The sequence below is a fragment of the Bradyrhizobium sp. Pha-3 genome (genome assembly GCF_042258325.1).
Classification (GTDB): Bacteria; Pseudomonadota; Alphaproteobacteria; order Rhizobiales; family Xanthobacteraceae; genus Bradyrhizobium; species Bradyrhizobium elkanii.
Genome location: NZ_CP170151.1, coordinates 1,603,675 through 1,622,513, shown reverse-complemented (window position 1 = coordinate 1,622,513; position 18,839 = coordinate 1,603,675). Strand labels below are relative to the sequence as shown.

The 18,839-nt window shown below is 64.2% G+C and carries 20 protein-coding genes; 11 read left to right on the top strand and 9 right to left on the bottom strand.

Annotated elements, in window-relative coordinates; translation table 11 throughout:
• Nucleotides 1-152: 152 nt before the first annotated feature.
• Nucleotides 153-959, bottom strand: a complete 807-nt coding sequence (locus ACE10X_RS07810; RefSeq protein ID WP_038388045.1) for a L,D-transpeptidase — start codon at nt 957-959, stop codon at nt 153-155.
• Nucleotides 960-1,269: 310 nt separating this feature from the next.
• On the opposite strand from ACE10X_RS07810, the gene ACE10X_RS07805 reads away from it, so the two are divergent.
• The 3 genes from ACE10X_RS07805 (at nt 1,270) to ACE10X_RS07795 (ending at nt 3,498) form a co-directional block, all read left to right on the top strand.
• Nucleotides 1,270-2,046, top strand: a complete 777-nt coding sequence (locus ACE10X_RS07805) for a protein phosphatase CheZ (RefSeq protein WP_038388046.1) — start codon at nt 1,270-1,272, stop codon at nt 2,044-2,046.
• Nucleotides 2,047-2,556: 510 nt separating this feature from the next.
• Nucleotides 2,557-3,030: a hypothetical protein gene (locus ACE10X_RS07800; RefSeq protein WP_304557531.1), complete on the top strand. Its 474-nt coding sequence runs from the start codon at nt 2,557-2,559 to the stop codon at nt 3,028-3,030.
• Nucleotides 3,031-3,219: 189 nt separating this feature from the next.
• The gene (locus tag ACE10X_RS07795; protein WP_080583566.1) at nt 3,220-3,498 is read left to right on the top strand and encodes a hypothetical protein; all 279 of its coding nucleotides are present in this window, start codon (nt 3,220-3,222) and stop codon (nt 3,496-3,498) included.
• 258 nt (nt 3,499-3,756) lie between these two features.
• On the opposite strand, the gene ACE10X_RS07790 is transcribed toward ACE10X_RS07795, so the two are convergent.
• Complete coding sequence (locus tag ACE10X_RS07790; RefSeq protein ID WP_038388048.1) at nt 3,757-4,275, bottom strand: hypothetical protein; 519 nt, start codon at nt 4,273-4,275, stop codon at nt 3,757-3,759.
• A gap of 317 nt (nt 4,276-4,592) precedes the next feature.
• On the opposite strand from ACE10X_RS07790, the gene ACE10X_RS07785 reads away from it, so the two are divergent.
• From ACE10X_RS07785 to ACE10X_RS07775, 3 genes are all read left to right on the top strand, one after another.
• The gene (locus ACE10X_RS07785; protein WP_018269780.1) at nt 4,593-4,889 is read left to right on the top strand and encodes a co-chaperone GroES; all 297 of its coding nucleotides are present in this window, start codon (nt 4,593-4,595) and stop codon (nt 4,887-4,889) included.
• A 204-nt stretch (nt 4,890-5,093) separates the two neighbouring features.
• Nucleotides 5,094-6,740 carry a chaperonin GroEL gene (groL, locus tag ACE10X_RS07780; protein ID WP_038388056.1) on the top strand — a complete coding sequence of 549 codons (1,647 nt, stop codon included), beginning with the start codon at nt 5,094-5,096 and terminating at the stop codon, nt 6,738-6,740.
• A 90-nt stretch (nt 6,741-6,830) separates the two neighbouring features.
• Nucleotides 6,831-7,121: a hypothetical protein gene (locus ACE10X_RS07775; protein ID WP_038388049.1), complete on the top strand. Its 291-nt coding sequence runs from the start codon at nt 6,831-6,833 to the stop codon at nt 7,119-7,121.
• Between the two features lie 31 nt (nt 7,122-7,152).
• Here the strand turns inward: ACE10X_RS07775 and ACE10X_RS07770 are convergent, their stop codons facing one another.
• Nucleotides 7,153-7,521 carry an antibiotic biosynthesis monooxygenase gene (locus ACE10X_RS07770; RefSeq protein WP_038388050.1) on the bottom strand — a complete coding sequence of 123 codons (369 nt, stop codon included), beginning with the start codon at nt 7,519-7,521 and terminating at the stop codon, nt 7,153-7,155.
• Between the two features lie 98 nt (nt 7,522-7,619).
• On the opposite strand from ACE10X_RS07770, the gene ACE10X_RS07765 reads away from it, so the two are divergent.
• Nucleotides 7,620-8,096 (top strand): MarR family winged helix-turn-helix transcriptional regulator, encoded by a 477-nt coding sequence (locus tag ACE10X_RS07765; protein WP_038388051.1) that lies wholly within the window; start codon nt 7,620-7,622, stop codon nt 8,094-8,096.
• Between the two features lie 108 nt (nt 8,097-8,204).
• Entirely contained in the window at nt 8,205-9,404 is a 1,200-nt protein-coding gene (locus ACE10X_RS07760; RefSeq protein ID WP_038388052.1) for a hypothetical protein, read from the top strand.
• Between the two features lie 18 nt (nt 9,405-9,422).
• Here ACE10X_RS07760 and ACE10X_RS07755 read toward each other — a convergent pair whose 3' ends face one another.
• Nucleotides 9,423-9,620 (bottom strand): hypothetical protein, encoded by a 198-nt coding sequence (locus ACE10X_RS07755; RefSeq protein ID WP_038388053.1) that lies wholly within the window; start codon nt 9,618-9,620, stop codon nt 9,423-9,425.
• A gap of 248 nt (nt 9,621-9,868) precedes the next feature.
• On the opposite strand from ACE10X_RS07755, the gene ACE10X_RS07750 reads away from it, so the two are divergent.
• Nucleotides 9,869-10,396: an ester cyclase gene (locus tag ACE10X_RS07750; RefSeq protein WP_038388054.1), complete on the top strand. Its 528-nt coding sequence runs from the start codon at nt 9,869-9,871 to the stop codon at nt 10,394-10,396.
• 201 nt (nt 10,397-10,597) lie between these two features.
• Here the strand turns inward: ACE10X_RS07750 and ACE10X_RS07745 are convergent, their stop codons facing one another.
• On the bottom strand, nt 10,598-11,065 hold the full coding sequence (locus ACE10X_RS07745) for a PaaI family thioesterase (protein ID WP_028341102.1): 468 nt from the start codon (nt 11,063-11,065) through the stop codon (nt 10,598-10,600).
• A complete protein-coding gene (locus tag ACE10X_RS07740) occupies nt 11,022-11,660 on the bottom strand; it encodes a bifunctional transcriptional activator/DNA repair enzyme AdaA (RefSeq protein ID WP_244436010.1) in 639 nt (212 codons plus the stop codon). The genes ACE10X_RS07745 and ACE10X_RS07740 overlap by 44 nt, the downstream gene beginning before the upstream one ends.
• Nucleotides 11,661-11,866: 206 nt before the next feature.
• On the opposite strand from ACE10X_RS07740, the gene ACE10X_RS07735 reads away from it, so the two are divergent.
• Entirely contained in the window at nt 11,867-12,544 is a 678-nt protein-coding gene (locus tag ACE10X_RS07735) for a hypothetical protein (RefSeq protein ID WP_304557526.1), read from the top strand.
• Nucleotides 12,545-12,604: 60 nt separating this feature from the next.
• Here the strand turns inward: ACE10X_RS07735 and ACE10X_RS07730 are convergent, their stop codons facing one another.
• Together ACE10X_RS07730 and ACE10X_RS07725 are read right to left on the bottom strand one after the other, a co-directional pair.
• Nucleotides 12,605-13,021, bottom strand: coding sequence for an META domain-containing protein (locus ACE10X_RS07730; protein WP_038388059.1), 417 nt, complete (start codon nt 13,019-13,021; stop codon nt 12,605-12,607).
• A 152-nt stretch (nt 13,022-13,173) separates the two neighbouring features.
• A complete protein-coding gene (locus tag ACE10X_RS07725; protein WP_038388060.1) occupies nt 13,174-14,844 on the bottom strand; it encodes an L-lactate permease in 1,671 nt (556 codons plus the stop codon).
• Between the two features lie 310 nt (nt 14,845-15,154).
• On the opposite strand from ACE10X_RS07725, the gene ACE10X_RS07720 reads away from it, so the two are divergent.
• Nucleotides 15,155-16,900 (top strand): ABC transporter ATP-binding protein/permease, encoded by a 1,746-nt coding sequence (locus ACE10X_RS07720; RefSeq protein WP_375764133.1) that lies wholly within the window; start codon nt 15,155-15,157, stop codon nt 16,898-16,900.
• A gap of 239 nt (nt 16,901-17,139) precedes the next feature.
• On the opposite strand, the gene ltrA is transcribed toward ACE10X_RS07720, so the two are convergent.
• The gene (gene ltrA, locus ACE10X_RS07715) at nt 17,140-18,465 is read right to left on the bottom strand and encodes a group II intron reverse transcriptase/maturase (protein ID WP_375763020.1); all 1,326 of its coding nucleotides are present in this window, start codon (nt 18,463-18,465) and stop codon (nt 17,140-17,142) included.
• Nucleotides 18,466-18,839: the final 374 nt, after the last annotated feature.

The window sequence follows — 18,839 nt, the reverse complement described above, 5'->3', positions numbered from 1 at the left end:
CGAACGCGAACGGCCGCTCTCATCGAGCGGCCGTTTTAGTTTGATCAATTCGTAGCCCGGATGAAGCGAAGCGCAATCCGGGGCAACTCTATCCGCGGTGAAGACCGTCCCGGATTTCGCTTCGCTCCATCCGGGCTACAAAGACAGGCATCTCACATCACGACGACCTTGGCCCCGACATTGACGCGGCCGTAGAGGTCGATGACGTCCTCGTTGCGCATCCGGATGCAGCCGGACGAGACGTTGGTGCCGATCGTCCAGGGCTCGTTGGATCCGTGGATGCGGTAGAGCGAAGAGCCCAGATACATCGCGCGGGCGCCGAGCGGATTTTCCGGGCCGCCTTCCATGTGCCGCGGCAGGTCGGGACGGCGCGCCAGCATTTCCGGCGGCGGCGTCCAGGCCGGCCACTCCTTCTTCGCCGAGATCGTCTTCACGCCGGCCCAGGTGAAGCCGGGCCGGCCGACGCCGATGCCGTAGCGCAGCGCGCGGCCGTCGCCCTGCACCAGATAGAGAAACTTGTTCGGCGTATCGACGACGATGGTGCCGGCGCCTTCCTTGCCGGAATAGTCGACCAGCTGCTTTTCGTATCTCGGATCGAACGGACGCTGCGCCGGATCGCCCGCGGCCTCCTCCTGCTGCCGGAGCATCTGCTGCTGCGGATCCATCGGCGGCAGCTGACGGTTGCCGTAATAGCCGGGCTGCTGCTGATACATCGGCTGCGGCGAATACCCCTGCGACGACGGCGCATCGCCGAACAGGAATTCGATGAAGCCGCCGCCCATGTTGGAGCGCTGCGGCTGCACATAGGCGGTGCGCATCGGCGGCTGCGGAGCGCCCTGATTGGCATAGATGACGGCGGGCCCGGCGGGCGCTGCCGCGTCGATCGCCATGGCGTGATGGGGAACGGCAATAAGAGAAGACGCGCCGGCGAGCAGCGCAAGCGTGGTTTTCCTGAACATCGACGTACTCTGTACTGGTTTCGTCGTGACGTGATGCGCGAGGGCGCCGACTTTGCGCCATTGCACGTGGTCAATAGGCAATGAAAACCGCATCGGTTTGGTAAACGGATCGGCCGTTTCGATTCACCACGTCGGCAATGGAGCGCGGTTTTCCCTGACAGCGTTTATTTTGCGTGAACGGCGCGGCGACATGGTTAATCGCCGGTAGCGCGGCCGTTGCGCGCTATGAGCGCAAACAGTTCCGGCGTGAACCTGACGTTAAATCCGCTCTGTCTAGAACGGACTTCAGTGAAGGGGCGGGAATGAAATCATGTCAGTGAAGCGCAAGCGTTTTCGTGTCGAGCAGGCGATGGGCGAGGTTGTGATGCCGGAGCCGGATGTTTCCAGCGGCGCCGATCTCGGTCCGATGCATCGCGAGATCATGGCCGAGCTTCGCTCGATCCGCGCCCAGATGGCCGCAGCACCGGCACAGCGCACCGGCGACAGCGTCGATGCCGCGGTCGCCCGCGAAGTCGCTGAGACCCACGCGCTGCTCGAGACCTACCGCGCGCAGGTCGAACAGTGCGAGAAGCTCAAGGTCGAGCTCGACCTGATCCACGACGCGATCAGCCGCACCAAGCGCGAGATCGCCGTGCTGCACGGCAAGAGCTTCAACGGCGAGGAGATGGCCAAGGTCAATGGCGAGCTCGGCGCCGTGGTCGGCGGCACCGAACAGGCGACCCAGCAGATCCTCGAGGCGGTGGAGGCGATCGACCAGGCCGCGACCGCGCTCGCGAACAACGTCACGCCCGACCAGCAGAAGCGGCTCAGCGAAGATATTCAGGAGCGCGTGGTCTCGATCTTCGAGGCCTGCAACTTCCAGGACCTCACCGGCCAGCGCATCAGCAAGGTGATGCAGACGATGAAGTTCATCGAACAGCACATCAACGAGATGATGAACATCTGGGGCGGCGTCGACGCCATCAAGTCGCACGTTCCGGCGATCGTCGACATCCGCGAGGGCGATGCCCGCCTGCTCAACGGCCCGAAGCTCGACGGCGACGCCGGCCACGCCTCGCAGGACGACATCGACGCGATGTTCAACTGAGCGATCGCAACTTGAGAATACAAAACGCTGGCCTCGAGGGCCGGCGTTTTTGTTTGAGCGATGGTTTCACGCTCGCAGCGGGTCACCCGAGATGGACGAACCACCCGAATCGCAGCCACCACATGCAGTTTGTGCCAATTGCGACAATTGGAAATCTACTGGCAGCCTTGGCGTCGCTGACGCATACTGTGCGTGAGGGGAAATTCTCATGCGTATGCCGGGAGCCAACATTGGGTGCCGGTTGGATCGGACTTCCGGATTAAATCCGGTCGTCCCCGCGCAGGGCTTCACGTCCACTCATCACACCATCACAGGTTCGCGGCCGCTCGCCGGGCGTATCCAACGAGGGCGAACTGCCATCCCTCGCACGCTGCTGACGCGCGAGGCCGCCTTTTTTAGCTGTGACGATCAGCGGCGGGTTTCTTTCATTCGCGCTGACCGCGTCCGCCTTGTTATCGGATCACTGATTTTGGGGGGAGCCACTGGAGTACTCAACACTGGAGATTGAACATGACGCAAGGAATTGTCAGGAATACTGCAATTGCGCTTTCGACTTTCGCTTGTGCGACACTGTTCTCCATCACCTGGTCTGAGCAGGGCGGCATTTCGGCTTCAGTCGAAAGCGCCCAGGCGCGTGTGGGCCGACCGCTGACGCCCGTGAGCGTCGCGGGCGTTGCGCGTCGCCAAACCCGGCGCGCCGCGTATGGATACGGCGCGGGGATCGCCGCTACGGCGGCGGTCGCCACGGCAGCCGCTACCGCGCCGGCCTATTCGGGCTGGGGCACAAACGATTGGACCAATTCGTATGCGGCCCAGACGGATCCCTACTTTGGCCAGCCCTACTATCCGGCACGAGCCTACCAAAGGATCAGTCCGTATTACGGATACGCCGGATGGACGGAGTACAAGGCAGCCAATGGCATCGGCTGCGAGCCTGGCACAATGACCAAGATGGCTGACGGCCGCATGTACGTCTGTCAGTGACGTCGGCGCCGGCGCAACGGCATCGCAGAGGGCGGCTCAACGAGCCGCCCTTTGACTTCGTGGAGAAGCAGCGATCTCGCATGGCGACGGGACACGTCCAGTGTTGATCTGCGTCAACATCACCTGACGCTTGCAACTCATATGTTGGGACGCATCCGAAGCGGCTCCGCACCTTTCGGTTCGCCTGCGATGAGGAGGATCACCATGCATCGGACGAGCATTCTTTCCACCAGGTCAGTGACAGTTACGGGGATTGCGGCCAGCCTCATGTTGGGGTTTGCAGCTGTCGCTCTCACGCCAGCGCCGGCCAAGGCCGTGGTTTACTGCACGTATGTCGGTTACCCGCAGGGTTGCGTGGCGAGGGCGGGCGTCGTGCTCAGGCCTCGTCCGGTGGCGCGCGCCGCGGTCCGTCACAATGCGGGCGGCAATTTGAATGGCGGCGTCAATCGGGTTGGCGTGCGGCGATAAGACGGTCGTTTGCGGGTCACGACTTTTGAACGGGAGGAGGCTTCGCGGCCGCCGCCCTGTCGAGGGCCGATGCTTCGCATCAGCTATGGCGCGCCGGATGAATGGGTGTCGCCGCACACGCGGATCGCGAGAGGGTCACTCGCGAAGAGAGACCCCTCACCCGGATTGCATCTGGCGATGCAATCCGGCCTCTCCCACAGGGGGAGAGATGCACCGCCTATGCGGCGCTATGTCGGCAGATCGCTCGAAGTCCCGCCGTTACGCCCTCGGGGCGCAGCGGACATAGACCATGTTGCCGTAGCGGACCCCGGCGTCCTTGTCGACGAAGCGGGTGATCATGACGCGGCCGTCGAACGAGACGATCTCGCGGTCCTGCTCGCCGGGCGTCGGTCCTGGCGGGCCGATATAGTTCTTGCCGCTCGGGGAACCCTTCAGCCGCAGTTCCTGCGGGGTGGCCTGGTCGGCCAGATGCATGATGACGCCGCCGTTCTGGCCGGCGCCGATCACGTAAGGCTGCTTGCACTGGCCGCGCGCGGCGGCCTCGGTGCGGGCGCGGTCGGCGGGATTCTGGAACGAGGCGAGACCCCAGCGGCCGACGATCTCGTCGGCGCGAATGCTTGCGGGCATTTCGGGGGCTACGCCCGGCTCGGCTGGCGCCGGCTCAGGGTTCGACGACAACGACGGCAGGCTCATGCTGCCGCACGCCGCCAAGAGTGTCGTCAGCGCCGAAACAGCCGCGAACCGTGCGACCAATCGCGCGTTGAGTGACCTGATCATATGCATCCCCCGACTATGTCCCGGCCGCACCCGTCCTGCAGCCAAGCGTAAAACTTAAGGCGGAGCAATGACGTCTGACAAAATTACGTCATCGCTACGATTTGGTTTCTGGTCCACCATCCTATATTGGCCTCACCAAGGCCTTAACCCGTTTGCTTGACAGAAACTGCGCCAAGCCATATTTCCCGGCCCACAATTAGCACTCTCGCACCACGATTGCTAAGAGCGCCGGGCGTTCTGCCCAGCGCCGACCGGCCGGCATCCAACGCCGGTCCCGATGAACCGGACCTGAAACCGAGCCTCCAAGAGGGAACGTCATGGCTAAATCCACCTTCCGCCCCCTGCACGACCGCGTCGTGGTCAAGCGTATCGATGCCGAGGAGAAGTCCAAGGGCGGCATCATCATTCCCGACTCGGCCAAGGAGAAGCCGTCCCAGGGCGAGATCGTCGCCGTCGGCCCGGGTGGCCGCGACGAGGCCGGCAAGCTGATCCCGATCGACCTCAAGGTCGGCGACCGCGTGCTGTTCGGCAAATGGTCGGGCACCGAGGTCAAGCTCGACAACCAGGAACTCCTGATCATGAAGGAGTCCGACATCATGGGCGTGCTGGCGTAAGCGCCACGACCAATTCGAGAACGCCCACTCCCTCCGCCGTCATGCCCGGACTTGATCCGGGCATCCATCAATCTTCGCAAGATTCTCGCAAGGACGATGGATTGCCGGGTCATCTGGCACGAAGACGCACTTCGTGCTTTCGCCCGACAATGACTGGCGCAGATGCCGGGCGACCGCATCCAATCATTCCAGGAGTTCAAATCAATGGCTGCCAAGGACGTAAAATTCGCCGGAGAGGCCCGCGACCGCATGCTGCGCGGTGTCGACGTGCTCGCCAACGCCGTGAAGGTGACGCTCGGCCCGAAGGGCCGCAACGTCGTCATCGAGAAGAGCTTCGGCGCTCCCCGTATCACCAAGGACGGCGTCACCGTCGCCAAGGAGATCGAGCTCGACGACAAGTTCGAGAACATGGGTGCGCAGATGCTGCGCGAGGTCGCTTCCAAGACCAACGACACCGCCGGTGACGGCACCACCACCGCGACCGTGCTGGCGCAGGCCATCGTGCGCGAGGGCGCCAAGTCGGTCGCCGCCGGCATGAACCCGATGGACCTGAAGCGCGGTATCGACACCGCGGTCGCGGCCGTGATCAAGGACATCGAGAAGCGCGCCAAGCCGGTCGCCTCCTCGTCCGAAGTCGCCCAGGTCGGCACCATCTCGGCCAATGGCGATGCCGCGATCGGCAAGATGATCGCGCAGGCGATGCAGAAGGTCGGCAACGAGGGCGTGATCACCGTCGAGGAGAACAAGTCGCTCGAGACCGAGGTCGATATCGTCGAGGGCATGAAGTTCGACCGCGGCTACCTCAGCCCCTACTTCATCACCAACGCCGAGAAGATGACCGCCGAGCTCGAGGATGCCTACATCCTGCTGCACGAGAAGAAGCTGTCCGGCCTGCAGTCCATGCTGCCGGTGCTGGAAGCCGTGGTGCAGTCGGGCCGTCCGCTCTTGATCCTCGCCGAGGACGTCGAGGGCGAGGCGCTGGCGACCCTGGTCGTCAACCGCCTGCGCGGCGGGCTCAAGGTCGCCGCCGTCAAGGCCCCCGGCTTCGGCGATCGCCGCAAGGCGATGCTGGAGGACATCGCGATCCTGACCGGCGGTCAGCTGATCTCCGACGACCTCGGCATGAAGCTCGAGAGCGTCACGATCAACATGCTCGGCCGCGCCGGCAAGATCGTGATCGACAAGGAGAACACCACGATCGTCAAGGGCGCCGGCAAGAAGAAGGACATCGACGCCCGCGTTGGCCAGATCAAGGCGCAGATCGAGGAGACCACCTCGGACTACGACCGTGAGAAGCTGCAGGAGCGCCTCGCCAAGCTCGCCGGCGGCGTTGCCGTCATCAAGGTCGGCGGTGCGACCGAGGTCGAGGTCAAGGAGAAGAAGGACCGTGTCGAGGACGCGCTGAACGCGACCCGCGCCGCGGTGCAGGAAGGCATCGTGCCGGGCGGCGGCGTCGCGCTGCTGCGCGCCAAGAAGGCGGTCGGCCGGCTCACCAACCCGAATGCCGACGTCCAGGCCGGCATCAACATCGTGCTCAAGGCGCTCGAAGCTCCGGTCCGCCAGATCTCGGAGAACGCCGGTGTCGAGGGCTCGATCGTGGTCGGCAAGATCCTCGAGAACAAGTCGGAGACCTTCGGCTTCGACGCCCAGACCGAGGACTATGTCGACATGGTCGACAAGGGCATCATCGACCCCGCCAAGGTGGTGCGCACCGCCTTGCAGGACGCCTCCTCCGTGGCCGGCCTGCTCGTGACCACCGAAGCCATGGTCGCCGAACTGCCGAAGGACGCGGCGCCGGCAATGCCGGGCGGCGGCGGCATGGGTGGGATGGGCGGCATGGGCGGCTTCTAAGCCTCCCACATCCCCATCGAGATCGAAGGCCGCCTCCGGGCGGCCTTCTTTTTTGCAGTTTGATTACGATCGGGATGCAAGGATCATCGCATGTCCCGCGACGCCAAATCACTGACGTCAACGCTCGTGCTGTTCTACGCGATCGGCACGTTGCTCGCGTTAGGCGCCTATGCCCTGGACAGCATCGATGATCTTGCGGTCGTCTTGACGTTCTGGCTCAAGCAAACGCTGACGTTCGTCGTTCTCGGCGCGGGCTATGGGCTCTATTACGTCATTTCCGGTTCTGCCGGTCATCGTCCAAAAGCGCCGCTGCGATTTCTGGACATATCGTTTCTGGCCGCTGCTGCCACGCTTGGGGTTGGCATGCTGGTGCACAGCTGACCGATCCTTGACGCGACGGCCTGACAGTCCGTTACGCGACGCACACGCCCGGGATCGCCACCTTCTGGAACAAGTGCGGCGAGGCCACCGCCGAGGCGGGATAGGCCGAGAGCTTGGCCCTGAACTCGGGGTTCATGAACGCGGCGCGGAAGGCGGCGGTCGATTCCCAGACCGCGTAGTTCAGATAGACCGGGCTCTCGCCGATCGCGCGGTGCAGCTGGGTCGAGATGAAGCCCGGCTGCCGCTTCATGATGGCGGCGTCGTCCTGCCAGGCCTTGAGAAACGTGTCCTCGTCGGCCGCATCGAGCGTGAAGAGGTTGACGAGCACGACGTTGGTGGCATCGACCGCGAGCTGGCGGTCGATCGGGAAAGCGGGGTCGAGGGGGCGCATCTGCGGCATGGTCGGCTCCGTTCTATATGGTGTTATGATGTCATTCCGTTATGATGGATACATATATAAATTGACATTATGATGTCAATACGTTTATATGGTGACAAATGCCGAATGCAAAACGAACGCCGGCGGGCGAAGCCCTGAGCACCCTGATTCCCGACCTGTTCAGGCTCAACGGCCTGCTGTTCACATCAGGCGACCGGCTGGTGGCCGGGCTCGGGCTGACCAGCGCGCGCTGGCAGATCCTCGGTGCCATCGTCGCCGCCGAGCGCCCGCAACCGGTCGCATGGCTGGCGCGCGACCTCGGCGCTGCCAGACAGAACGTGCAGCGGATCGTCAACGATCTCGAGCGGGAGGGGCTCGTCGCCTTCGAAACCAACCCGCATCACCGCCGCGCCCAGCTCGTCGTGCTGACCGCCAAGGGGCGGCAAAGCTTCGACGCGGCGATGCGCCTGCAGCTGCCCTGGGTGAACGGCCTCGCCGACGGGCTGTCGATGAAGGACCTCGAGACCGTGGGCCGCGTCGTGACGGTGCTGCGCGGCCGGCTGGAGAGCGGCCAGGAACCTGACGAACGCACATGACCGCGATCGCGGCGCGAGGCCGCCGTTAGGCGGCCTTCTTTTTTGGCCAATGACATGGAGGTTTGCTAGTTACGACGGAACCGATTCTGCCCTTCGAGGACTTATCGTATGCGCGCGCTCCCGCTCCTGCTGCTCGGTCTTGCCGTCGCCTCGGCGCCTGCTCTCGCCCAGATGAAGCTGCAATCGAAGGCGGCGCCCGCCAGTGGCCCCGAGACACGCTATTTCACCTCGATCGACGGCCTGATGGACGGCAATGCCGACGTCGTCCTGAAGGAAACCCGCCAGGGCAAGACCGTGACCGCGGCCGTGCTCGACGTCTGCTATCCCGCTGACAAGAGCTCCGACCGCAAGGACCGCTTCGTCGCCAACCTGACCGTCAGCGGCCAGACACTTTCCGGCACCGCCCAGAGCGTCGCCGACAAGCAGCCGGTCACCGTCAAGCTGAACCGCAAGCAAACCGGCGACGGTTTTGAGTTCCGCGGCCAGATCACGATCGGCCAGACCGTGACCGAGGTCGCCTCGACGGACAATTCCGATCTCAGCGAGAAGGAATTCCAGGACAATCAGGCCACCGAGGACGGCATCACGCCGCAGCCGAAGGATTTCACCGACGTTTCGCCGGAATCGATCGGTGTGCGGGTGAAGCTCGATGCGGTGGCGGACTTCCTCAAAAGCCTGAAGGGCGAGGCGGTCGAGATCGGCACCTCCAGCCTCGCGGTGACTTGCGATGCGATGCGCTCCGGCGAGCAGACCATCAACCTCACCGTCGATCCCGAGCACGCCGGCGCGCTGCTCGCCAAGGCAAAATCGGCGCCCGGCGTGACCGCGGCCGGCTGGACCAGCGGTGTGGTCGAGATGGACCGCACCATCCGTTTTGCCGCCGCCGACTGGCGCGACGGCGACAAGCTCAACCGTGACAAGCTGGCAACCGCGATCGCGGGCGTGCTGGCGAAGACGCTTGCCGCAAAGCCCGCCTCAGCGACGTGGAATGCGAACACCGGCAAGCTCAAGCTGGTGCTGAAGCGGCCCAGCACGATTTACCCGGCACTCGGCCTCACCCAGAATTACGAGGTCACTGCCCTGGTCTCGCCCGACAAGCCCGGAAGTTCTGACCGGCTGATACTGTGGGTCTCGAGCCCCACCGTCTCGACATCGGACGACAGCGCCGGCGCCAAGCTGAATCTGTCTGACGATTCCAGCAACGACGAGGAAGGCAGCGAGACCAGGGACGACAACGGCGCGATCGATGCGCTGATCAAGGAGTTCAAGGGCCAGCGCTGGGACGCCGACAAGTCGGTGTGGCGGTAAGGCCGCCGCTCTCCTGATTCAGGCCGCCCGCGTCTTCAGCGGCACGACGTTGTCGCGCACCGTCTTCGGGGTGGCGTCCGGACCGGACTGAAGCATCCCGTCGCTCCTGACGAACAATTCAGAACGAGGCTCGATCGCAGCGCGATCGAGCAGCGCCCGCAGCTCGGGACGAAGTCCGTCGCCGCGCAGCGCGGCGATCGCATCGAAGTTGCGCATGATGTTCTCCCGTGTGATCGCGAAGATGGTCTTGCGTTCGCGTTCCGCGAACCACCCGCTTCCCGATTCCGCGACGACGATCGAGAAGCGGTGCTAAGCGCCATATCGACACAGTGGAATCTTGCTTGCACGCCGACCGAGCGCCCGATCTGAAATCGGGTGGCACGACACACGTCTCCAAATGTTCACTGCGCGCATCGACAGAACGCCGGCCGCGATACCGGCAACGCGCAAATGGAGACGAAGAGATGTCAGAGGAAAACAAGGACGTCGTCGGCCGGTGGTTCAAGGAGTTCTGGGGCAACCCCTGGAATCCGCGCATCATCAACGAACTCGCCACAGCAGACATTGTCGTGCATTACCCGATGCACGAACCGAAGAAGGGCCGCGCCGCGGTCATGAAGTTCATGACCGAATTTCGCGACGCGTTTCCGGATCTCAATTTCTGGGGCGTCGGCGATCTCATCGCGGAGGGCGACCTCGTGGTCGGCCGCTGGGAAGGCGGCGGCACCCACACCGGACCTGCCTTCAGCGACTTCCGGCTCGGCTCGCTGCCGGCGGCCTCGGGCCGCAAGATGACGTTCGCCGGCACCACCGTGCTGCGTGTGCAGGACGGACGGATCGCCGAGGAGCTCGGACAGGAAGATGCGATCACCGCCATGCTTCAGCTCGGCCTCATTCGTTTGCCCGAAAGCGACGGAGCCGCGTCGCGGCCCGGCGGCGAGCTGCCTGCCGGCTGGAACAACATGCCGGGATATCCGGAGGGGCCACGCTGAACGGCCGGAGTGCATGGCTCCATCGACGATCGCATCATCACTACCCGAACGCGCTTGATGCGTGTTCGGGTAACGTAATCGATCGGTGCGGTGAACTTGAAGATCTCTAAGCCGTAAGCTTGCTGGAGGCACTCCAATATTACTGCGCCGGTATCGGATCTCCCGATGCAATGCCGGCGCAGCCTCTCCGAGCGCTCGGCGTCAAGAAGGGAAGATCAGGCACGTCGTCGTGCCGTGGGCGAGCAGCCGTCCCTGCTCGTCGGTGACCCTGCCTTCGGCGGTGCCGATGCGGCGGCCGCAATTGAGCACATTGCCTTCCGCTCTGATCGGGCCGGTGTCGGGCGTGATCGGACGCACCAGCGAGATCTTGAACTCGAGCGTGGTCTGGCTGGTGCCGGCATCGAGCGTCGACTGCACCGCAAGCCCCATGCAGCTGTCGAGCAGCGTCGCGGTGAGGCCGCCATGCACGGTGCCCGCCGGATTGAGATGCGCGTCGGTCGGCACCAGCGTTACGACGACGCGGCCGCGCTCGGCCTCGGCGACGTCATAACCGAGTGTCCGCGCGATGGTGTTGAGCGGCAATGCGCCGCTGGCGAGGCCCTGCACGAATGCGAGACCGCTCATCTCAAGTTTCTGTTCCGCACTGACGGTACCGTAGCTCTTGGCCATTGCCGATCTCCATCGGGGTTCGCTGCATCGTGGCGGCCGGCCGCTTGCGCCGCAGCGACGCGGCAGAGCGGCCGTAGAGTTTTGCGAATGCGGCATTCATGCGCCGCGCGCTGGAGAAGCCGGCGTGTTGCGCCACCAACGCAAGCGGCAGCTCGCTGCCGTCGATCAGGCGCTTGGCGCGCTGCACGCGCAGCGACAGCGCGACCTGGAGCGGCGAGGCATCGAGATGCTCGGCGAACAGCCGCGACAGATGCCGCGCGCCGACACCGAGCCGCCCCGCCAGCGCCTCGACACTGCCGCGGTCGAGCGCGCCCGCCTCGATCAGCGCCAGGGCGCGCTCGACGGTGGTCCTGGTGCCCTTCCATGCCGGACAGAACGGCGCCGCCTCGGGACGGCAGCGCAGGCAGGGCCTGTAACCGGCGCGCTCGGCCGACGCGGCGCTGCCATAGAACCGCACATTGCACGCGAGCGGCGTGCGGGCCCGGCAGACCGGGCGGCAATACACGCCGGTGGTCTTGACTGCCACGAACACGATGCCGTCCCACGCCGGATCGCGGCGTTGAAAGGCTGCATATTGCGCGGCGAAATCGAGCATGCGACCGCTATAGCCCCGCCCGCGCGCCGCGACGACCCGCTTTGCGGAGACGACGTCCGGAATCGACCGCTTATGCAGAAGAAACCCGGGCAACTACGGGGGCCTGCGACCAAAAGACTTCGTGCTGCCGCAGTTCGGTCACCGAAAATTAAGGCTCGATTTAGTTTCGAGGATCATGCTTCGCACCATCGAACACAGGTCACGTCATGCAAGACCGCGAGCCGATCAGCGCTGCGAGCATCTGGCCAACAGATGTGCCGGAGGGTCATTCGCCGGCACAGACGGCGGACCTCTGGGATGTCACCGGCGAGAATCACGACGCAGCCCTGCTGCTGCGGGAGCCGTTTGCCGACCGCATCGGCACCGCGCTACTGGCGGCGACGGCACTGGCCGCAAGCTTCGTGCTGGGATGGACCGGCGGAGCCAACTGGCACGACCTCGCGGCTCCCGCCCCGGTGCCGGTGGCCCAGAAGGAGGCGCCGGCCCCGCACATTGCGGATGTGGCGCCGAGCCGAAAGAACGAGGGCCCGCGCCGGGCCGCGTCCAACGCCGACCCCATCGTCACCGGCAGCATTCCGAGGACCACGCCGGCCGGCCCGCGCCCGCTCGCCTTGGGCGCCGCGCCGACGACCTTGAATGCACAGGCCGCCGCGTTGGGGCCGAAGCAGCCGCCGGCGGCGGCGCCGGAAACGCGGCCGAGCACCATCCCGGGATGGTCGGTGGTCGAAGTCCGCGACGGCACCGCCGTGCTCGAGGGGCCCGAGGGCGTCAAGATGGCCGCGCGCGGCGACGTCGTCCCCGGCCTCGGACGGGTCGATTCCATCGTGCGCTGGGGCAACCGCTGGATCGTCGCCACCGCAAGCGGACTGATCGCAACGCCCTGAGCGTTTTGTCTTGACGCGTTGTTTTGACGCGAACCGCCGTCCGCTTCGCCCGAAAACGCTTTAGTTGCTGTTGATCACGAAACGCAGCGACTTGCTGCCGGTGAAGGTTACTTCGTCACCGTGCCGTCGCCAGCCCGTCATGTCGCCGAGCGCCGCCAGCAGATCCTTGTCCGCCTGCGCCCGCTCCGGCGTGCAGGTGCGGTTCTCCATCGCGCCGGGAACGAAGACGATGGTGTTGCCGGCCACCGAAAACTGGCCCTTGCCGCCGTCGCACCACAGCTCGAGGATCACCTCGCCATTGTCGCCGACCTCGATCGAGGGAATCCGCTTGGAGCCCGGCATGCGCGCGGCATCGAGCGTCATCACGAAGCCGAACGGGAACTCCTCCTGGGCCCGCGCCGGAACCGCGCCGAGAGCCGCGGCAACCAGCGCCAACGCGGCGATGCCGCCGTTCAAACATCGCCTCATCGAAATCATGCCAATCCTCGAAATGCGACGCGCAACTGCGCGCCCCTTCTATGGGAGCAGAACGCGATTGGCCAGATTGGCATCGTCAGAAAACTTGAAAAGCAAATCCCCGCGAGCTGTCCGCTCGCGGGGATTTCTGGTTCGACGGACGCGTCGCGGCGCTATTTCAGCACCATCATCGTGAACGGATAGACATAGGCCTGCAGGGTCACGAACAGGCCGACCAGGCACGCCAGCACGATCGAGTGCAGGAACACGTAGCGCAGGATCGAGCCCTCGTGGCCGTACCAGTTGGTCGCGGTCGAGGCGACCACGATCGATTGCGCGTCGATCATCTTGCCCATCACGCCGCCCGAGGAGTTCGCCGCCGCCATCAGGATCGGCGACAGGCCGAGCTGCTCGGAGGTGATCTTCTGCAGATTGCCGAACAGCACGTTCGATGCGGTATCCGATCCGGTCAGCGCCACGCCCAGCCAGCCGAGCAAGGTGCCGAAGAAGGGATAGAGCACGCCGGTCGCGGCGAAGGCGAGGCCGAGCGTGGCGTCGACGCCGGACAGCCGGGTCAGCGTGCCGATCGCCAGCATCGCCGAGATCGTGATCAGCGAGATCGCGCAGAGGCGGATGGTGCGGCCATACTCGGCGATCAGCTTGAGCGGTGAGAAGCCCATCAACAGACCCGAGATGATCGCGGCGATCAGCATGCCGGTGCCGGTGAACGACAGATAGGTGAAGCCGAACACGGCGCCTTCCGGAGTCGGCTTGGCAGCCACCGGCGGCACCTTGAAGATCAGCTTGTCGAGCTCGGGGACCGGATAGTTCCAGACGAAGTTGGCGTTCGCCCAGGCCTTGAAGGCACCGTTGCCCCAGATCAGCATCAGGATGCAGACGATGATCCACGGCAGCAGCGCGCTCCACATTTCGCCCTGGGTCAGCGGCGTCTTGTCGAGCGGCGGTGCGGCGGCCATCGTAGCCGCCGATTCATCGCGGCCGCGCAGCGCCGGCGACAGCCACAGCTGCCGCGGCTGCCAGACCTTCAGGAACAGGATCAGTGCGCCCATCGAGATCAGCGAGGCGCCGATATCGACGATCCAGGGATTGATGTAGTTCGAGATCACGAATTGCGGGACCGCAAACGACACGCCGGTGACCAGGATCGCCGGCCATACCTCCTTCATGCCGCGCCAGCCGGCAAACGCCCACACCACCCAGAACGGCACGATCAGCGAGAACAGCGGCAGCTGCCGGCCGACCATCGCGCCGAGGATGTAGGGGTCGAGGCCGGTGACCGAGGCGAGGCCCTGGATCGGCGTGCCGAGCGCACCGTAGGCAACGGGTGCCGTGTTGGCGATCAGCGACAGGCCGGACGCGGCGAGCGGCGAGAAGCCGAGCCCGATCAGCACTGCGCCGGTGATCGCGACCGGCGTGCCGAACCCGGAGGCGCCCTCGAAGAAGGCGCCGAACGAGAACGCGATCAACAGCAGCTGCAACCGCCGGTCCTCGGTGACGCCGCCGACCGCGCGCTTGAGCAGCTCGAACTTCCCGCACCTCACCGTGACCTGGTAGAGGAAGATGACGTTGAGCACGATCCAGCCGATCGGGAAGAACCCGGTGATCACGCCGAGCAGCGTGGCGCGGATCGACATGTTGGCCGGCATGGTGAAGACGAAGATCGTGATCAGGTTGGTCACGATCACGGCGATGATGGCGGCAATGTGCGCCTTCACCTTGCCGCTGGCGATCAGGACCAGCAGCGTGACCACGGGAATGGCGGCCGCGACCGTCGACAGCGCCGCATGGCCCAGCGGGTTGTAGATTTGATTCCAGGTGTTCATCTCGGGATCCTTCCCACATTTTTATGCAGCGCGCCGGCCTGCATGCGGGCAGGCGCGACTGGTGCGATTGCGGGAGTCCGTCGGAAAATCTGCAGCCCCGGCTCGCGAATGAACGATCGGTAAGGATCGCTCACATCCTCGCGAAAAATCGAAGGTCCCCCGCCCCTCGCCGTTGTCCTCATGCTAGGGTTGACTCGATTGCCGGGACAAGCCAACGCTTGCATGCCAGACCTACGACTTTAGTCGAGGATCACCCCGATTGTTCCGATTCTTCAGGCCTTTACGGCCCCTTCCCCGGAGACGATAATCTGTGAACAACATTCGCTCGACGCTCGCGACCGTGTGGCGCATCGCCTCGCCTTATTTCAGCTCCGAGGACAAATGGGCGGGCCGCGGGTTGCTTGCCGCGGTGATCGCGATCGAACTCGCGATCGTCGGCATCAACGTCCTGCTCACGCAGTGGAACAACCGCTTCTACAACGCGCTGCAGGAACGCAATTGGGACTCCTTCGTCAGCGAGATCATCTATTTCTCCGTCCTGGTCGCCTTCTTCATCCTGCTGGCGGTCTACCAGCTCTACCTCAATCAATGGCTGCAGATCCGCTGGCGGCAATGGATGACGACGCACTATCTCGGTGACTGGCTGCGCCAGGCCAATCACTACCGGATGCAGCTCCAGGGCGACGCTGCCGACAACCCCGACCAGCGCATGACCGACGACGTCAAGCTGTTCGTCGATCGCACGCTCACGCTCGGCCTCGGCCTGTTGAGCTCGGTCGTCACGCTGGCGTCCTTTCTCACACTGCTGTGGGGCCTTTCCAATGAGGCACCGCTGCACCTGTTCGGTACGGAATATTCAGTTCCCGGCTACCTTGTCTGGTGCGCGCTGATCTATTCGGCGCTCGGCACCGTGCTGACCCATCTGATCGGCTGGCCGCTGGTCGGCATCGATTTCAAGCAGCAGCAATATGAAGCCGATTTCCGCTTCAACCTGGTGCGCGTGCGGGAGAACTCCGAGCAGATCGCGCTGCTGCAGGGCGAACCGGCCGAGCGCGAGCGCCTGCGCGTTCGCTTCGGACGGGTGGTGGAGAACTGGATCGCCCTGATGAACCGGACCAAGAAGATCACCGCGTTCACGGCGAGCTATAATCAGGCCTCGGTGATCTTCCCCTATGTGCTGGTGGCGCCGGCCTACTTTGCGCAAAAGATCCAGCTCGGCGGCATGATGCAGACCGCATCGGCGTTTTCGAACGTCCAGGGCGCGTTCTCGTACTTCGTCACCATCTATCGTCAACTGGCCGAATGGCAGGCCGTGGTGAACCGGCTCGATGGATTCGAGGCAGGGATCGCGGCGGCATCGAACCTTGCCAAGCGCGACGATCGAATTCATGTCACGCCGACGCCGGGCGGCGGCGCCGTCAGCCTGCAGGACCTGGTGCTGCGGCTGCCCGACGGAACGCCGCTGCTGAACGCGGACCGGTTCGACTTCCGCAAGGGCGAGCGCACGCTGATGACCGGCCCCTCCGGCGCCGGCAAGTCGACGCTGTTCCGCGCCGTGGCCGGCATCTGGCCGTTCGGCGATGGCGCGGTCGAGATCCCGGCCAATGCCAGCCTGATGATGCTGCCGCAACGTCCCTATCTGCCGATCGGCTCGCTGCATGACGCCGTCGTCTATCCGGGCGAGGCCGTGCAATTCGATGCGGGACGGGTCCGCGAGGTCCTCACCGCGGTCGGACTGCCGCAGCTCGCGGCGAGGCTCGAGGAACAGGCGCACTGGAACCGGATGCTGTCGCTCGGCGAGCAGCAGCGGCTCGGCATCGCGCGGGCGCTGCTGCATGCGCCGCAATTCCTGTTCCTGGACGAGGCGACAGCCTCGCTCGACGAGCCGGCGGAAGCCGCGCTGTACAGGCTGATTGCCGAAAGGCTGCCCGGCACGACGGTGGTTTCGATCGGCCACCGCTCGACGCTCGATGCCTTCCACCAGCGCAATGTCACGCTGGTCCGCGACGGCGACCGCTTCACGTTGCGCGACGCGGCCAAGGTCGCCGCGTCGTAGCGGCACTACGGGTCAGCCGCGGCCACGGCTTGTGGCTTACCCCAGCGGGGGCAGCCCACAGGTCTCGCGAGCGCCTTTCGCTATTGTCCGCCCTGTGCCCATCAGACCTATCCGCAAAATCGGGATAGGGGGAAGCCTCGCGGCTCCGCCCACCGGGTCACCGGAGGCGGTCGCCCGCCCCCGGTTCCCACAGAACGTGGCGTGCGGATTTCCCGCACCGACGCTCTTCGACAGTTGGTTCACAGCACCGCAAGCGCCTGCAGCTCCCGATAAGGGAGGCGCAGCTTAGGCTTCAGCAACGGTGTCCGTTCTTTGATTTGGTTGAAGGCGTCCCAAGTGAGGCGTCGGCCTGCCCAGCTGCGGCTGCGCAGCATTCCGCGCCAGTAACGCTCCACTGCCCGATAAACTTTTACGAGGCTCCGGAGATTTCCGGCGACGCCGTAATAGCCATAGTGGCCGCGCAGGACGACGTTGATTTCATCGGCCTGGTCACTGATCTTGTAATGCCGTATTCGCCGCATCAGCTCCTGCAGAGACATGAGGCTGCGCTTTAGCCGAGATTTCTCGGTACGCATCCCAACCTTGAAGTTGCCTCTTTGGTTTCGCGTGCAATAGAGCGTCAGCCCCAGAAAGTAGATTGTTTCCGGGCGGTTTCTGCCGCGTTTGCCCGCGTGTCTTTGCGCGAACCGACCAAACTCGACCAACTTGGTCTTGGTCGGCTCTAGAGTGAGGCCGAACTTCCCCAACCGAAGACGCAGGGCCTCCTGTACGCGGATGGCGTCCGATCGATATTGGAAGCAGATCACAAAGTCGTCGATATAGCGCAAAAGTCGGGCTTCGCCCCGCAACCGACCCTTCACCACGCGTTCGAACCAGAGGTCGAGAACGTAATGAAGGTAGAGGTTGCTCAAAAGCACACTGATCGATCCGCCTTGTGGCGTTCCTTGTTCGCTCGGATGCACTGCTCCGTCTTCCAAGACACCCGCTTTCAACCAGCGCCGGATCAAGCTGATCAGGCGCGGATCACCGACTCGATGTTCGACAAACCGGAGGACCCAATCATGATCGAGACTCCCGAAGAAGTTCTTCAAGTCCGCCTCCAACACCCAGCTGATCATGCCGCCGGCGATGACCTCATTGAGGGTCGCCAAGGCGTGATGGGCGCTGAGCTTCGGCCTGCCGCCGAACGAGCTGGGCAAGAAGTCCTGCTCGTAGATGGCGGACAACACCTCAGCCGTGCTGCGCTGGAGGGCCCGGTCGGCGACAGTTGGAACCCCGAGGGGGCGCTTCTCCGTCTTACCGGGCTTGGGGATATAGACACGCCGAATGTTCGGCGCCCGATATCCCTGTCGGTGGATGGATTGGAGCATCGGCTCGATCCATCCGTCGAAGCTCTCCCTCGCCGCCTCCACCGTCTGTCCGTCCACCCCGGCGGCGGAGCGCTTCGGAATCTGTAATAGATTCTTTTGCACTCGGTCGCGCGTGATGTGATGGGCCAACGAGGTGAAGCGAAGATTTGGCTCGCGCCGAGCTTTCACTGCTATTTGTTCAAGTTTCGTTTCCATGGTCAGCTGATCTTCTCTTAGGATAGAAGGCCGTGACTCCCGTTGAATGGAGCCCATGTCGCCCAAGAACAATTCAACTACCGCTGACCGCTTCCCCATGTAGTCGGCTCTCCCGACCTCCGAGTACTATCAGTCAGTCTGACTTCCACCCGGTCATCAGACCCTTCTCACCTCATCGGCTTGGCAGGTCCTACAAGCTTGCGCTTGAACCGGACGGATCTCCCTTGTTCACGTCAATCCCCTTGGTTGCATGCTGGCGGTACGAACCCCGGGAGCACCTCAGCCCGCTCGCGATGACGCGGGTTGCGATTCCGCCTTCCCCTTTGAGAGACAGGGTCGGCTACTCCGATCACGTTCGATTTCGGGGCTATCTT